Annotated in this window: 10 protein-coding genes; 5 read left to right on the forward strand and 5 right to left on the reverse strand. The window is 70.6% G+C overall.

What is annotated here, in order from left to right:
• Positions 1-267 precede the first annotated feature (267 nt).
• The 3 genes from ACFY16_RS24210 to ACFY16_RS24220 all read right to left on the reverse strand — a co-directional run bounded on the left by ACFY16_RS24210 (position 268) and on the right by ACFY16_RS24220 (position 6,828).
• A complete protein-coding gene (locus tag ACFY16_RS24210; protein ID WP_390649256.1) occupies positions 268-1,893 on the reverse strand; it encodes a multicopper oxidase family protein in 1,626 nt (541 codons plus the stop codon).
• Between the two features lie 418 nt (positions 1,894-2,311).
• Positions 2,312-3,439, reverse strand: a complete 1,128-nt coding sequence (locus ACFY16_RS24215; protein WP_390649257.1) for an NAD(P)/FAD-dependent oxidoreductase — start codon at positions 3,437-3,439, stop codon at positions 2,312-2,314.
• Complete coding sequence (locus ACFY16_RS24220) at positions 3,439-6,828, reverse strand: LodA/GoxA family CTQ-dependent oxidase (protein WP_390649258.1); 3,390 nt, start codon at positions 6,826-6,828, stop codon at positions 3,439-3,441. Before ACFY16_RS24220 ends, ACFY16_RS24215 begins: the two co-directional genes overlap by 1 nt.
• Positions 6,829-7,080: 252 nt before the next feature.
• On the opposite strand from ACFY16_RS24220, the gene ACFY16_RS24225 reads away from it, so the two are divergent.
• Entirely contained in the window at positions 7,081-10,770 is a 3,690-nt protein-coding gene (locus ACFY16_RS24225) for a protein kinase (RefSeq protein ID WP_390649259.1), read from the forward strand.
• On the forward strand, positions 10,767-12,011 hold the full coding sequence (locus ACFY16_RS24230) for a protein kinase (RefSeq protein WP_390649260.1): 1,245 nt from the start codon (positions 10,767-10,769) through the stop codon (positions 12,009-12,011). Before ACFY16_RS24225 ends, ACFY16_RS24230 begins: the two co-directional genes overlap by 4 nt.
• A 130-nt stretch (positions 12,012-12,141) precedes the next feature.
• On the opposite strand, the gene ACFY16_RS24235 is transcribed toward ACFY16_RS24230, so the two are convergent.
• Together ACFY16_RS24235 and ACFY16_RS24240 are read right to left on the reverse strand one after the other, a co-directional pair.
• The gene (locus ACFY16_RS24235; RefSeq protein ID WP_390649261.1) at positions 12,142-12,852 is read right to left on the reverse strand and encodes a hypothetical protein; all 711 of its coding nucleotides are present in this window, start codon (positions 12,850-12,852) and stop codon (positions 12,142-12,144) included.
• Positions 12,853-12,857: 5 nt separating this feature from the next.
• Entirely contained in the window at positions 12,858-13,511 is a 654-nt protein-coding gene (locus ACFY16_RS24240) for a DUF7019 family protein (protein ID WP_390649262.1), read from the reverse strand.
• 140 nt (positions 13,512-13,651) lie between these two features.
• On the opposite strand from ACFY16_RS24240, the gene ACFY16_RS24245 reads away from it, so the two are divergent.
• From ACFY16_RS24245 to ACFY16_RS24255, 3 genes are read left to right on the forward strand one after another with little or no spacing between them, the layout of a single operon-like run.
• Positions 13,652-14,185: a 3-phenylpropionate/cinnamic acid dioxygenase subunit beta gene (locus tag ACFY16_RS24245; protein ID WP_390649263.1), complete on the forward strand. Its 534-nt coding sequence runs from the start codon at positions 13,652-13,654 to the stop codon at positions 14,183-14,185.
• Positions 14,186-14,203: 18 nt separating this feature from the next.
• Positions 14,204-15,580 carry a Rieske 2Fe-2S domain-containing protein gene (locus ACFY16_RS24250; protein ID WP_390649264.1) on the forward strand — a complete coding sequence of 459 codons (1,377 nt, stop codon included), beginning with the start codon at positions 14,204-14,206 and terminating at the stop codon, positions 15,578-15,580.
• Entirely contained in the window at positions 15,573-16,208 is a 636-nt protein-coding gene (locus ACFY16_RS24255; protein ID WP_390649265.1) for an isochorismatase family protein, read from the forward strand. The genes ACFY16_RS24250 and ACFY16_RS24255 overlap by 8 nt, the downstream gene beginning before the upstream one ends.
• The last annotated feature ends 13 nt before the right edge of the window (positions 16,209-16,221 follow it).

The raw sequence follows: 16,221 nt of genomic DNA on the forward strand, positions 1-16,221 counted from the left end.
TCGGGCGAATAGACCTTCATCACCATAATCGGTCACCCTCTCCCGACCCCCACCGGGGTCGGCGTCAGGGTGTCCACCACCCGGGGGGAGGTCCCGACTTGCCCGGTCCGATCATCCCGCCGCATCGCCCACGAGCCCTGCTCGCGCTGCTCAGTCCCTACCTGGACCGGGACGGCCCCCTGGATCCGGCGAGGCAGGGCCGGGGCTGTACGCCCCGGCCCTGCCCCATGCGGTAGCCCACTGTTCCGTGGAGCGCCGGCGATGTCGTCAGGTGCGGTAGCCGAGGACGGTCATCATGCCGGACTCGGAGTGGTATTGGTTGTGGCAGTGGAGCATCCACAGGCCCGGATTGTCGGCGTCGAAATCCACCACCAGTTTGCGGTGCGGCAGCACGTACGCGGTGTCCTTACGGGCCCGGGACGCGTCGAGGCCGGTCATGGCGAAGGTGTGGCCGTGCAGGTGCATCGGGTGCCACATATCGGTGGCGTTGACGAGGGTCAGCCGGACCCGTTCGCCCTGGCGGATCGGATGACGGTGCTCGAGGGAATAGGGCTGGTGGTCGAAGCCCCAGTCGAAGTTCTTCATGCCGCCGGTCATTCTGATGCGGATCTCGCGGTCCGGCTCGCGCTCGCTCAGGGCCACCGCATCGTCCGGCTCGAGGCGTCTGGCCGGCACGAGCCGCCCGTCGAGCTCCTTGGGACGGACCGACGCCTTGGGCAGGGTCTTGCCCTTGTCGGTGCGCAGTACCGCCAGAGCCCTGGCCTCCTTGCCCTCGGCCAGTGCGACCAGCGGGAACACGCCGTCCTTGGCGGTGATCAGCACGTCGTACCGTTCCGCCATGCCCAGCAGCAGCGCGTCGGTCTTCTTGTGCTGCACCGGGTAACCGTCGGTGTGTGTCACCGTCATTTCGTGGCCGCCCAGCGCCACCCGGAAGGCCGTGTCGCCGCCGGCGTTGATGATACGCAGCCGGATACGGTCCCCGGGGCGGGCCCGGAAAACCGAAGGTGCCTGCGGGAGACGGCCGTTGACCAGGTAGTACGGGTAGGCGACGCTGCCGCCCTCGCTGTTCAGCAGGCTGCTGTGGGAGCCGTGCAGCACCCGGGAGGGCCCCGCGGGCTTGGCGTGGCCGGCACCGCTGTGCTCAGTGTCCTTGTCCTTGGTCATGTCCATGCCCATACCCATGTCCATGTCCATTGCCGAACCCTTGCCGTGGCGCAGCTGTGCGAGGACGTCGTCCGGGGTGGAGCCGCCCACCCCGTCCAGCCAGTCGTCCAGGACGACGACCCACTCCTTGTCGTAGGACATCGGCTCCTTGGGGTCCTCCACGATGAGCGGGGCGTACAGGCCGCGGTCGAGCTGCATGCCCGAGTGCGAGTGCAGCCAATACGTGCCGGGGTGCGTCACGGTGAAGCGGTAGGTGAAGTCCGCGCCGGGGCCGATGGAGTTCTGGGTCAGACTGGGCACGCCGTCCATGTCGCAGCGCATGCGCACACCGTGCGAGTGCAGCGTCGTCGTCACGGACAGGTGGTTGGCGAGGTTGAGATCGAGGACGTCACCCGCGGTGATCCGGACCTCCTTGCCGGGCAGCGAGTCGCCGTACGCCCATGACCTGACGGTCCGCCCGCCGAGGTCCAGGGACGTCTCGGTGGCGGTGAGCTTGAACCGGCGGACGGGCCCGGACCCGCGTCTCCTCTCGGCGGCGGCGACCTCGGGTCCGGACGGGTTCACGTACCCCTTCGGTCCCTTGGGGACGAAATCGGTGCCGCCGTGGCCGGCCCCCATGTGGGGACCGGATGCCGAGGGCGAGTCGGACCCGGAACAGGCGGCCAGGACTCCCGAGCCGGCCGCTACGGCCGAGACACCGAGCAAGGCGCGCCGCGTATAAGTGTGCATGAAGGTATAACACACGTTTTGGGGTGATTTACGCGAGAACTGGGAGCGGCGCGTCCGATGAATCGCGCGTCCGGCGCCTCCATCGTTCCCCGCTCCCGGACGCCGTCCGCCGTCCACCGGTACCCGCGTCGCGCCGCGGCCGTGCCGTTGACCAGGGAGAGGCGTGTGTCCGGTGTTCCGATCCGGCGCCGCAGCGGGGTGAGTCGCCGCGCCTCTTCGCCGTGGGGCGTCGAGATACGCCGGCGCCTCGGCAACGTCGGACAGGTAAGGTGACGGACCGTTGCCGGGCCCGTCGGGAGGCCGCTTGCGCGCACCCTGACGGGGCCACGGAGCCGGCCCGAGCCCGTGACCGGCACGAGGCCGGCGCCCGGTCTCGGTGATGCGGCCGGGGGCGGGGCCGGCATGGGGCTGGGTCATCTCATGCCCCGAGGTCGCGGGAAGATGATCCGGGTTCCGGTCGGCGCCGTGTCCAAAACGGGGTGTCCCAGCGCTGTTCGATTCCGTAGCAGACGGTTCGCGCCTGAAGGTACTCGCTGTGGACGGCCGCGACCCGTTCGGCGTATCGCTGGAGTGACAGGGTAGTGCCGTCCGCGTCCGCGCGTACGGCGTCGGCCGCCGAGATGCCGGTGGCCAGGGCCGTGGTGATGCCGCGTGCGGCGATGGGGTCGGTGGCCGTGGCCGCGTCGCCGACCGCGGCCCATCCGGGCCCGGCCGCGGGGCAGGCACGGGAGGTCGAGGCCCGCGCGATCCGCAGGGCGAAGGAAGGGCGCGTCGTACGAAGACGCAGGCGGGCTCGGAGATGTGTGGTCGTCGTGAGCTGCCGCCACCACACCTCCGGTCGGTGCAGTGCGTACCTCGCGGCGACGTCGGCATCGGTCACCGCCATGACCAGGATCGTTCCACCGGGCAGCGGTGCCGTGTACCACCAGCCCAGTGGAACGGACTCGACGAGCGAGGTCCGCGGAACGTCCCGGTGTGCGGCGCCCAGCGGCAGGCGCGTCGCGAGTGCGACCAGCCGGTCGTCGCGCCGGACCTGCGCGCCGACGCGCCTGGCGACGCCCGCACTCGCGCCGGTGGCGTCGATGACGTAGCGGGCGAGGACGGGTTCGCCGCCGAGCGTGATCCGCCAGTGTCCGGTACGACGCTGCAACGAGCGGATATAACCGCGTCGTTGCCGGGCCCCCGCGTCGCGGGCCGCATCGAGCAGCACGCTGTCGAAGCGGACGCGGTCGAGATGCCATCCGGGGCCGAGTGGGTCGAGGAGGAACTCGGTGCCGCTCAGCCCGTTCCCGCCCCAAGCCGACTCGTATCCGAAACACGGCGTGTGCGGCCCGACGGTCACTCGGTCCAGCACGCCGAGGCCCTCGAGCAGAGGCCCGGCCTTCGCCGAGAGGGTCTCGCCGGGCTTCCACTCCTGACTGCGACCGGGGTCGGCCACAATGACCGTGGCGCCCTGGCGCCGAAGGGCGAGGGCGGCCGACGCTCCCGCCGGTCCGCCTCCCGCGATCAGCACGTCGCAGGTCTGCGACCGGGCGCGAGGGAGCATCAGTGGACTGCGCCCATTCCGTGGACCGTCGGCAGGCTGACGCCTCCGGCTCCCGCCATGGTGCCGTCGGGCGGCACCAGCGCGGAGAGCAGGACCCGGCTCTGTGGCGGCGTGAGGTCCGGTAGTGGGCAGCCGGCGCCGATCCACTCGACGGTGATCTCACGGCCGGTTCGGGCTGTACCGGGCACCACCGCGTCGAAGGCCCTGCCCATGGCGTTCGTGGGAGCGATCAGGTCGGTGACGAAGGGGCTTTCCTCGGGGCGGCCGGGCTGCACGAGCCGGTTGTCCGGGTGGGCGATCGCCGCGAGCAGTGCGCCGGTCGGCTGGGTGAACCACCAGGCCACCGCCCCTGTACGGGTACGGCTGGGATCGGCGGGTTCGGGGCCGGTGATGACGGTGTTGGTGTGGGCGGGGTTGCCCGCCTGGCGCGCACGGAGGAAGTCGACCAACCGGGTCATCGCCTCCAGCGGGGTCAACTCCGGTTGCGCGGGAGGAGCGGCGAGCGACCGTGTCCACTGCCGCCACAGGTCCAGTTCGGGGTCGGTGAAGACCTTGTACATGGGGCCGGTGAAGGTGGTCAGTTCGAAGAAGGGGCTGTTTTCCGGATCGCCGGGCTTGACGAGGCCGGAGTCCTGGAGTCCCTCGAGCAGGCCGGAGGGGTCGAGGAACCAGTCGTTCAGTCTGGTCCCACCGAGCATCTTCGTTCCGTGGTTGCGGGAGGCGAACGGCGCCTTGCGGGCGATCAGGTCGATCAGGCGCGCCTCCGGGGTGGGCGGGTTGAAGAGGAGATCCGCCAGGTCGTTGCCGAGCGTTCCGGTGGTGGCGAAGGCCACGTAGCCGTTCCAGATCCGTTGCCATTGCTGCTGTACGGCTGTGTCGCCGCCCTCGTTGTAGATCTCTTCCAGGTACTGGACGATCGCGTCGCGGGCCTTTGCGCCGTGCCCTTCCGTCGCGTTGTCGATGCCGATGTGCATCGTGAAGAACTGCGGATCGATGCCGTGGTACTCCATCAGCGCCACCGTCGGCTTCAGCGCCAGCACCTCCCATTCCAGGTTCAGCGTCATCCCGAGCAGCTCGGGGAGGAACTCCTGGGAGTGCTGGGAGATGGCCAGTTCGAACGCGGCGACGGTGTAGGCCGAGTCGAGCATCTCGGGCAGCATCGCGAACGCGTAGGAGTCGACCGGCGGCAGGTACACGCCCACGCTGTGCAACAGGTCCGAGTAGAGGTTGGCGTGGTTCAACGCCGGGTTTCCGTTGCCCATCTCGTCGATCCAGATGGCGAACAGCAACGCGTGGACCTCGTTGGTCGGCCCGGCCTGGGTGACGTTCCGCAGCCAGGCACCGTCGAGCAGATTGAACGGCGCGAGCTGACGGAGCCGCTCGATGACGCTCTTCCGGCTGAACCGCGCCAGGCCGTCGTCGGGTTGTTCCGCGTCCATCGCGAGGTCGGCGTAGATGAGTTCCAGACGTGACTCGAGCGCCTCACGCGAATACCGGAACGGGCGCAGCGTCAGGGGGAGCATCGCATTGTTGAGCTGCTCGGACCGAGCACGGTCCAGCACGGCCTGTGCGTAGGTCTTGGCGGCTTTGGCCTGTTCGGGGAAGCGCTCCGGGTGCTGGAGCACGTAGAACCACTCGCGGTCGCTGAGCCCTACCTGTTCGGCCCGCTCCGTTTCGACCAGCACCGTCTCGCCCGCCGTGCCGGCGCGCGCGACCACGAAGCCCAGGGTGCTCCACTTGTCGACCAGGTCGTTGTCGCCGGAGTGGTCGCGGGCCCTCTGCCAGAGGCGGTGGACCCGCGCGTCGTACTCGTCGTCGCTTTCGCCCGGCAGTCGGTCCAGCTCCGGCTTGTACACCACCTGGAGGCCGACGCCGCGTGCCCAGGGCTGCCGCTGCACCTCATGCTCCGGCAGTTCCCCGGCGGCCGTTGCCGCCGACTGGATCAGACGCTGGTACTCCTTCTCGGGCAGGACGTCGTCGGGGCGCTGGGCCGGCCACCAGTGCGTGTTGCACTCGTAGAAGTCGGCCTGCCACGGCAGGGCCATGTACTTGGTGACGTCTCCGGGCGCCAGCCCCTCGCGCAGCCGGAAAGGGCCCGACCACGTCGTCGGCTCGTCGGCGATGAACGTCATCTCGATTCCGGGGAAGAACGGTCCCCCGACACACGCCTCCAGGGCGGCCCGGACCAGCGCGTGCGGCTGCTCGGCCAAGGGCAGGTCGGCCAGCTGTACGGGGGCGGGACCGCTCGTTCCGTCGGCGGTGAAGTCCCCCGCGGCCCAGCGGCGCATCCGGTCGTACTGCCGTGGAAGAAGCGTCATCCACCTGCGCGGATTGCCCTCGATCGGGTCGCCGCCATCGCCCGCCAGCTGGGGCATGAACGTGTAGTTGGCCTGGGTCACGTCCTGGGCCTCAGGGGTGCGCAGCCGGGTGAACACGTCGTTGCGCAACGACGCGTCCTCGGGGGCGTTCGAGGCGAGGCGCGCCAGGCGGTCCTCGTCGAGGAAGTCGCCCCGAGCGCCTTTGCCATGTCCCCGCAGGGCGTTGCCGTTCACCCACCGGTAGCCGCAGATGCGTTCGAGCAGCGGTTGGATGTCGCGGCTGAAGGACACCTCTTGCGCCGCCGGGAGCCAGTTGGCCCCTTCGGCGACCTCACGGGCGACGTCATAGAGCGTCACCAGGTTGGTGACGTCAGGTGCGAAGTCCGGCGGCGCGACGATCACCCACGCGGGCGTGACGGGGACGGCGCGTCCACCACCGACGGTCACGGTCGCCGTGACCGGTCCGTCCGAGGTGTCGTCGAACCAGTAGTCGTTGTTCGCGTAGTGCACTACGGGGTTGTGCCGCTTCACGGACTCCGAGCGGCCGAATCCGCCCAGTACGAGGAGCCGTCCCGCCTCGTCCGTCCGCAGCTCGCCCAGTGTGACGGGCGTCCCGAGGAACGTCCCGGTGTCGAACCGGGGGCCGGAGCCGTCCGTGCTCGGCCCGCCGACACTGCGGGGCCCGGGACTGATGACCAGACCGGCGCGTGCCTGCGGGTCGGCCGGGTCGATCTTCGCGTTGCGCCGGTTGGCGGGCAGGTCGGACTGGTTGAAACGGCCGTTGAACTTGTACCAGTCCGCCTTCGCGTTCGCGAGCTCGACCGTCCACCGGACCTCCGCCTCCGCCGCGGTCACCTCGCCGAGCACGTTGTGGTCCTTGTCGTACGCGTAGAGGCGAAAGCGTGCCGCCTGGCGTTTGACGCGTCCTTCGGAGTCCTTGAATCCGCCTGCCGGGTGAACGGCGACGCCCGGAGCCTCGGGTCCCACGAAGAATTTGTCAGGGCTGTTCCCGACACGCGCGACACCGAGCGTCGGATGGATTTCGCAGTACGCGATGTCATCGATGTTCACGTTCAGAGCAAGTACCACGCACCCCGGAATCCGACACCCGCACGGGACAGCGGCAGCGGGCTTTCACGCCGATGGCAGGGCAATCGGGTTAGTCGCGTTTCCGTCGGGCAGGACACCGGACGAAGCAGGTGGCCACGGGAACGGCGGCGGCCGACGAGGCCCACGTGAGGGAGGCCGGGCCGACGTGGCTCCTTGCCCGAGCGCGGCGCGCCGCGGTTGCCAACTCGCTTTGCGCTACGCAAGGTTGGCGACATGGCGATGGTGCAGTGGCGACGCGGGGACGTCGTCCTCGGGCTGTATGAAGTCCTCGACGTCCTCGAGAGTGGCGGGATGGGGCTGGTGTACCGGGTCCGCCACCGTTCCTGGAGTACGGACCTCGCGGTGAAGGTGCCGCGCCCCGAACTGGTGGCCACGTCTGCGGGTGGCAGCGGGTTCGAGCGTGAGGCGGGCACGTGGGTCGGCCTGGGCCCGCATCCGAACGTCGTCGCGTGCCTGTACGTACGCCGGGTCGAGGACGTGCCCTGTGTGTTCGCCGAGTGGGTGGGCGGGGGCTCGCTGGCGGAGCTGGTCCGGGACAAGCGGCTGTACGTCCGCAACGACGGGGAACGTAACAACGGGCACCTCGCTGACGGGGACCGCGACGGCGAGGACCGCGACGACCGCACCGCCCGGGTACTGGACCTCGCGGTGCAGATCGCCTGGGGTATCGACCACGCGCACCGGCAGGGACTGATTCACCAGGACGTCAAACCGGCGAACATCATGGTGGACGTCGACGCGGACTGGACGGCGAAGGTCACCGACTTCGGGCTGGCCGGTGCGCGCGCCGCTGCGGGGGAGAGCTCGGTCGCGCCGCCGGAGGGGAGTCTGCTGGCCAGCTACGGCGGCATGACCCCGGCGTACTGCTCGCCGGAGCAGGCGGACGCGTTGTCCGGCGCGCGCGTCGCGCTGACACGCGCCACCGATGTCTGGTCGTGGGCGCTGTGCGTGCTGGAGATGTTCGTCGGCGGGCCGCCGTGCCGGTTCGGGCAGTCGGCACCCGAGGTCTTCGACGTCTTCCTGAAGTGGGGGCAGCCGGCGCCGGGCGCCCCCGCGGTGCCGCCGGCGCTGGCCGACCTGCTGTGGCGGTGCTTCGAGGTAGACCCGGTCCGGCGCCCGCAGCGACTGGACGAGGTGGCCGCGGCCGTGGCGCAGATCTACGCCGACGTCGTCGGGACGCCGTATCCGCGTGTGGCTCCGCAGGCCGCGGGCCTGCTCGCCGACGGTCTGTCCAACCAGGCGCTGTCGCTGTTCGACCTGGACCGAGTGGAGGAGGCGGAGGCCCTGTGGCGCGATGCCAGGGACATCGACCCGCATCACCTGCCCACCGTCTACAACCAGGCCCTGCACCGCTGGCGGCAGGCCTCGCTCTCGGACGAGGACGTCGTCTCGGAGCTGCGGACGGCGAAGGCTCTGCAGGGCGGGCCCGCCCTGGATGCGGATCGTCTGCTCGGTCTGGTGCAGGTCGAGCGGGGGGACGACGAGGCGGCCCGCGCCCTGCTCGCGGACGCGTCGGACGGCCCGGAAGCGCGGTCCGCACGGGAGGAGTTGGCCCGCCGCGGCCCCTTCCGTGAACCGCAGCGGCTCGAGGGCCACGGGGGTGCGGTCCGGGCCGTCGCCCTCAGCGCCGACGGCGAGGTGGCGCTGACCGGAGGGGCGGACGGTCGCGTCCGGGTGTGGGAACCGGCTGCGCACCGCTGCCGGTACGAGCTGCCGCGCGAGGCACCCGAAGCGCCCGAGGCACGTGGAGCCTTGGGCGCCGAAGCGCCGGATACCGACAATGCCCCCGTCCCGGTGGTCGCCGTCGCGATCTCGCCCGACGGGCGTACGGGGCTTGCGGGGCACAGGTACGGACCCGTCGAACTGTGGGACCTGACGAGCGGCACCCTGCTGGGCACGCTCGGCGCTCACGGGCCGGAAGTGACCTCGGTCGCGTTGAACGGTTCCGGCGGCGCCGCCGTGGCGTACGCGACCGGCCGGGTGGATGTATGGGACGCGCGGGGCGGCCGGCTGCTGCGGACGCTGGAGCACCCGCCCTCGTCGTACCAGAAGCTGGACCCCGCGACCGGGCGGGTGCTGCCCGAGATCCACCAGCGGCCCGCCAAGGTGCCCGTCCTGGCCCTCAGCGCGGACGGGGGAGTGGCGGTCTCGGCGGCACCGGACGACGGCAGCGTGGTCGCCTGGGACGTGGCCGGCGCCCGGCCGCTGCACCGGCTGGTCAAGTCCGCGGACATGCACAACACGGGCATCGACCGGGTGGCGCTGAGCCCCGACGGCCGGTACGCCCTGCTGACCGGCTTCCAGACGGACGCGGCGCGCATCTGGGAGTGCGCGACCGACCGGATCCGCGCCACCGTGCCCGACCAGATCGGCAACCACGTCCGGGTGGCGCTGAACGGCGACGCCACGGTCGCCGCCTCGATCCCCAAGGACGGCAACGAGCAGCCGCTGCGCATCTGGGACCTCGGCTCCGGCCGCTGCCTGCGCACGATCGGAACCCGGCTCCTGCCCGACCCCATGCCCGGCTTCACCGCGCCGCTGCCCCTGACCTGTGTGGCCCTCAGCGGCGACGCGCGGGTCGCCGTCCTCGGTGACCAGTACGGCGGCATCCAGATCCATCACCTGCCTCCAGGCGGGTTTCGTGCGGCATGGCACTACGCACGGCCCCGCACCGCGGCCGCCCTCGCCCAGCGCGAGACGGAGGTCGAGCGCATCGTCGAGCGGGCCGAGGCGCTGGCGGACCAGGGCAACGCCGTGGCGGCCGCCGAGCAACTACGGGCGGCACGCGCCGTCCCCGGCTTCGAGCGCCATCCCGGACTGCGCCGGCTGTGGGAGGAGATGGGCCGAGCGGCCGGCAGACGCACCGACCTGCTGAGCATCTGGCAGCGCTACGACCTCAGCGGCCGCCAGGCCCTCGGCCAGCAGGCCACTCTCGCCCTCACCCCCGACGGGGAACTGGCCGTGATCCCAGGTGCCTTCGGCCGCGTCCGGGTGTGGGAACTGCAGACGGGGCAGCACCTGCACACCTTTCCGGAACGGGTGGCCAACACCCACACCGTGCTGGTCGCCGAGGACGGTCGCCTCGCCGTCACCGCGGACTGGGAGGGGACCGCACACCTGTGGGATCTCGAAAGCGGCACCAGACGCTGCCAGTTGTACGGTGACAACGGCTCGGTGAAGGCGATCGCCATGGACCGGGCCGGCCGGCACGCGCTGGTGGGCGACGAGGACGGGGCCCTGTGCCTGTGGCGCCTGCACACGGCCGACCGCGGGCGCACGATGGTGGCGCACGAGGGCCCGGTCGCCCTCGTACGGCTCACTCCAGACGCACGGTACGCCGCGTCAGCCGGTCTGCAGGACCGCACCGGCCGTTTGTGGGACACGCGTACCGGGCGCCCGCTGCTCACGTTCCCCCTCGAACTCGGCAATCCGGAGCTGCGGTTCGCCCCGGACGGCGGACGGCTGTTCGTCAGCACCGGCCTGCGGCTGTCGGCGTGGGACGTACGCTCCCGCCGGCTGCTGTACGAGCGCGAGGCGTACCCCGAAGGGTTCACCCTGAGTGCCGATGGGCGTGTCGCCGCGACGTGCGGCATCGGCACGGTGCAGGTGTGGGAGACGCAGACCGGCCGGACCGTCTGCGAACTGCCCGCGAGGGCCTCCGTGTTCGACGTGAGCCCGGACGGGCGCCACGTCGTCACGGCCGCCGACCGCGTACTGCATGTGTGGGACGTGCGGACGGGGCAGCGCGCGCACACCCTGGAGGGCCATCCCGCCTCCGTCTGTCTGCTGATGTTCGGCACCGACGGCCGCAACCTGGTGTCGGCCGACTACCGGCCGGGCATCCGGCTGTGGGAACTCGACTACGACTACGACTTCACGCCCGAGGGGGCCGGCGACCGGTGACAACGCGGGTGACCGTCTCGGTCCACACCAGTACAGGAGTCCAGGACTACGTCTTCGCCGAGCCGACGACCTGCGAGGTGGGCCGGTCCGACGCCTGCGCCATCCGCATCCCCGACCGGCACCGCAGCGTGTCCCGGCGGCACTGCCGACTGGACGTCGACCCGCCGCGGCTGCTGGTGCGGGACCTGGGCAGCAGCTACGGCACGCACGTCAACGACGACCGGCTGGGCCGGCTCACCGAGCGGCCCCTGGCAGACGGCGACGAGATCCGCATCGGTGACGTACGGCTGCGGATCACCGTGACGCAGCCGCCGCGGCCCGAACCACACGCGGGCCCTGACGCACCGGCCTCCTCCACGCCGTCGGACATCCCCGGCTACGAACTCGTTCGCGAACTGGGCCGCGGCTCCCAGGGAGTCGTCCACCTGGCACGCCGGCTGGAGACGGGCGAGCTGGTCGCGGTCAAAGAGGTGCCGGCCACCCGGCGGGCCGATGACCATGCCCGTTTCGCCTTCCGGCGCGAGCTCGAGAACGTCCGGGCGCTGCGCCATCCGAACATCGTCGAGTTCCGTGGCAGCGGCGACGACCACGGCACCTTCTACTTCGCCGCCGAGTACTGTCCCGGCGGCAACCTCGAACGGCTGGCCGAGCGGTACGGCGGGAGGGTGCCCGTGGCCGGGGCACTGTCCGTCGTCCGGCAGGTCCTGGCGGGTCTCGCGCACGCCCACCGGGCCGTGCTGCCCGCCCCGCGACAGCCCGACGACGCGATGACCCCGGCGCGTGGGCTGGTGCACCGCGACGTGAAGCCGGCCAACATCCTGCTGGCGGGGACGGGGTCCGACGGCCACCCCGTGGTCAAGCTCGCCGACTTCGGGCTGGCCAAGGCGTTCGAGCGCGCGGGTCTGTCCGGCCACACCAGGACCGGAGCGCTGGGCGGGACGATCCCGTTCACGGCGCGGACGCAGCTGGTCGGCTACAAGTACGCCGGTCCCGAGGTGGACGTGTGGGCGACCGCGGCCTGCTTGTACTGGATGCTGACCGGAGCCACACCGCGCGACTTCCCGCCGAACAAGGACCCGATCAAAGTCACGCTCCGCGAACCCGTGACACGGATCAGGGACCGCGAGCCGTCGATTCCGTCGCGGCTGGCGAACGTGATCGACGAGGCGCTGGTCGACACCCCCGACATCACGATCCGCACGGCGGACGAACTGGCCCTGGCGCTGCGGGACGTCACCTAGCGGCTGGCGGTAGCGGCCCACGGCGGGGCACCGGGGCGCCCGCACCGGCCGGTCGGCCGTATCCGCACAGTGGGTCGATCGCCGCGGCTGCGGGTCCCGCGGGCGAAGTCCGCCGCGACGGCGGCTCGGCTCAGGTCCCGCCGTCGCGCAGGCGGGCGAAGCCGAGGCGGGTGGTGAATCCCGTATCGCCCAGCCGCTCCACCAACTGGTCCGAGGACGTCACCTCGCGCAGGGCTTCGTCGTGCGCGGCCCGCTGCTCGCGGGAGCACCTGCTGCGGTCCACGTCGACGGTGGCGATGACCGGCGGGAAGGCGTCCCGGAAGTCCTCGTGGACAGACGCCACGTGCCTCTCGTGGTCCGGATCGTCGGGATAGCTCAGTGACAGCGTGACGGGCGGTTCCCCGCCGAGGTGCCGGCCGGCGGCACGCAGCGAGTCCGCCAGTTGCTTGAGTGCCATGCGGAGGTCGCCGCTGAGCGTGACGTTGCCGGGGTCGGGCACGTACAGCTCCGGTGGCACGGCCTCCGGCACCACGTATCGTACGAACACCTGCGCGGAGGGGAACCGCACCGCCAGAGTCGGCCACGCACCGCCGCCCTCGATGGTGAACTCGGGCCGCTGCGGCCGCGATTTCAAGGACCAGCGGAGCATCACCCAGTCCACCGTGTCCAGCGCCTCGGGCGGCAGGTTGTTCGGACTGTACGGTCCCCGGCTGCGCGTGAGCAGCGCGTACTCATCCATCATGGCCAGGAGCCGGGTACCGTCGGCGTCGATGTCGAGGGTGAGCGGGTGCATCGCCAACTCCAGCATGACGCCCGTCGCCGCGTCGATCAGTGACGACATCGGCTTCATTCGGCCAGCGCCACGAAGAGGGGACTGCCGAGCAGCACCGCCATGTCCTGCCCCGGGTACAACTCGGGGTAGGGGCAGGGCCCGTAGAGCATCCGCTTCGCCACGAACTCGACCCTCTGTGCGGGGCCGCGGAGCGCGGAGTTGGCCCTTATGACCGTGGCCAGCGCGTCGTCGACATCGGTCGTGACGGTGTCCCCGGCGGCCAGGGCGGCCAGTTGGTCCAGCATCATCGGCATGACGGAGCCGCTCAGCCGGTGCTGTGACAGGCCCTCGGCGGGCTGAGTGCTCACTACGTGCGCCGTCGAGCCGCCCAACCCGACGATCGTCCGCTCGCCGCGCCCGCCGAAGTACACGGTGCCGCCATCGCCGATGGCGCCCCACTGCATCGGCAGCACGCCGTGCACGTACTGCCCGGGCTCGTCCACGCCGTCCACGTCGCCCAGGTCGCCGTGGTCCTCCAGATGCTGCATCACCCGTTCCAGCCGGGCGAAGCGATCCGCTCCCGCGGCCTCGACGGTGCGTTTGGCGCCGACCATCTTCAGGTCGAAGTTGACCTCGGTGACACGCTTGCGCGCCCATCCCGGGGCGATCTGCGACAGCAGCATGTCGACCTTCGCGTCGCTGACGTACAGGTAATAGCGAAACGACACCCCGACCCCCTCCCCGCCACACCGGCCACCGATGTTACTCCCTGTCGCCCCGCGTGTACGCGGCATGTGATTCGCCGGAAGTATTGCCCAGGCGCCAAAGTGCATGCAAAAGTGTGTTCATCTTCGGAAGGAGGGCTTCCATGGCCGGGACGAGTGTCAGGGCGAGGGTGGGCAGCGCCCTTTACAACGAGGTCGTCGAGTGGATGGACACCGAGGCCGAGCTGCTGGACGCCTACCGGGAACGCGAGTGGCTGGAGGCGATGGTCAGCCGCGACGTGGTGTACCAGGTGCCGATCCGGCAGACCGTGGAGCGGGCCCGCGGGACCGGCTTCGTCGCCGGGGCGTTCCACCTGGACGAGACGTACGGCTCGCTGGAGAGCCGGGTGGCGCGGAACGAGACGGCGTACGCCTGGGCGGAGGACCCGCCCTCCCGCATCCGCCACTTCGTGACCGGGATCAGGGTCGCCCAGGACGCCGACGACGCGGACCTGGTGATTGTGCGCAGCAACCTGCTGATCTACCGCACGCGGCAGGAGCAGACCCAGCCGCAGCTTCTCTCGGGCGAGCGGCAGGACCGGCTGCGCAGGGAGGACGGTGCGCTGCGTCTCCTGCGCCGTGAGGTCCTGCTGGATCTCACGGTGATCGGCACTCACAACCTTTCCATCTTCTTCTGATCTGAGAGGAACGCGGCGATGACGCAGACGAAGAGCACGAGAGCCGACGCGCTTCTCGACGAACTGGACACAGGTCTGGCCGAGGGCGAGGTCCCCGCAGGGCTGTTCGGCAACCAGGAGATCTACGACCGTGAACTGCGCGCGATCTTCGGACGGTGCTGGGTGTTCCTCGCCCACGAGTCGGAGATCGAGGCCAAGGGCGACTACGTCCTGCGCAAGATCGGCGAGGACAACTTCATCGTGATCCGCGATGAAGAGGGCGGGATCAACGTCCTCTTCGACGCGTGCCGGCATCGCGGTGTGCAGGTGTGCCGGGCGGACTCGGGCAACACCTCGCACTTCCGCTGTCCGTACCACGGATGGATGTACAACACGAAGGGCGACCTGGTGGGTGCGCCCCTGTGGCGCAACGCCTTCGGCGGGATGCCGAAGGAGGGCAACGGGCTGTCGAAGGCAGCGCGGGTGCAGTCGTACCACGGCCTGATCTTCGCGACGCTGGACCCGTCGGCTCCCCCGCTGGAGGAGTACCTGGGTGGCATGGCCTGGTACCTGGACCTCCTGTTCGGCCTCAACGAGCACGGCATGGAGGTCGTCGGGCCGCCCCAGCGCTTCGTCATCGACGCCAACTGGAAGTCGGGCAGCGAGAACTTCGCCGGCGACGACTACCACCTCGGCACGCTGCACCGGTCCGTGTGGGAGATCGGCGCCTTCCCGGTGCCCTTCAGCGAGAACATGATGGGCTATCACATCCAGGCGGCCCCCGGGCACTCGCTGTCGTTCTCGATGGCGCCGAACGAGGACGAGCCGGGTCCGAAGTTCTTCGGGTTCCCCGAGGAGCTCGCCGAGACCTTCGACACCAGCCGCATCAGCGACCACCAGCTCGACATCGCGCGGCGGTCCCGGGTGATGGTCGCCAACGTCTTCCCGAACTTCTCGATGCTGGCGCTGCCGATGACCGAGGACGGCGCCAACCACGAGCCGACCGGCGTCGTGACCATCCGCATGTGGCAGCCGCACGGAGTCGGCCAGGTCGAGATCTGGAACTGGTTCTGCGTCTACAAGAACATGACGCCCGAGCAGAAGGACCGGGCCTACCGGGCCGGGCTCGGCACGTTCTCCATGGGCGGCGCGTTCGAGATGGACGACACCGAGCCGTGGATCACGGTCAGCCGCACCGGCCGCTCCGTCGCCGCCGACCTCCTGGACTTCAAGCTCAACTACCAGATGGGGATGCCGGGCGTAGGCATCGCCAAGCCGGTGGAGGACTGGCCCGGCCCGGGCATCGCCTACTGGACCCGCTACGAGGAGGGCGTGCAGCGCAACCTCTACCGCCACTACGTCGACGTGATGCGTGCCGAACCCGGCACCTGGCCGAAGCCGACGTTCGATGAGTGAGTGGATGGCCTCGGTGCGGGAGCAGTACCGAGGCCGGGGAGTGGGCGAGCGGCTGACGGCCGGCCGGAAGTCCGGCGTGGTGGTCGTCGACCTCATCAACGGCTTCACCGACCCCGCCTGCCCGCCCGGCTCCGACCTGGACGCGGTGGTGGAGCGCACGGCCGAGCTGCTGGACCGGGCCCGCGCTGCCGGGCTGCCGGTCTTCTTCACCACGATCTCCTACGGGCCCCATGAGCTGGACGAACTCGTCTGGCTGCGCAAGATGCCGGCGCTGCGCGCGCTCACGGCGGGTTCGCCGTGGGTGGAGGTGGACAAGCGGCTGGCGCCACTGGCCACGGAGCCGGTGATCGTGAAGAAGGCGGCCTCGGCGTTCAACGGCACCGACCTCGCCCAGCGGCTGGCGGCCGCCGGCGTGGACACCCTGATCGTCTGCGGCGCCACCACCTCCGGCTGCGTCCGGGCCACCGTCATCGACGCCTGCGCGGCGAACTTCACGGTGCGGGTGCCCCGAGAGTGCGTGGGTGACCGGGCCCAAGGGCCGCACGAGGCCAACCTTTTCGACATCGACGCCAAGTACGGCGACGTGGTGGGCGTGGACGAGGTTCTGGAGGAGGTGACGGCCGGATGACCCCGACCGCGAC

The organism is Streptomyces sp. NPDC001315 (assembly GCF_042896175.1).
Classification (GTDB): Bacteria; Actinomycetota; Actinomycetes; order Streptomycetales; family Streptomycetaceae; genus Streptomyces.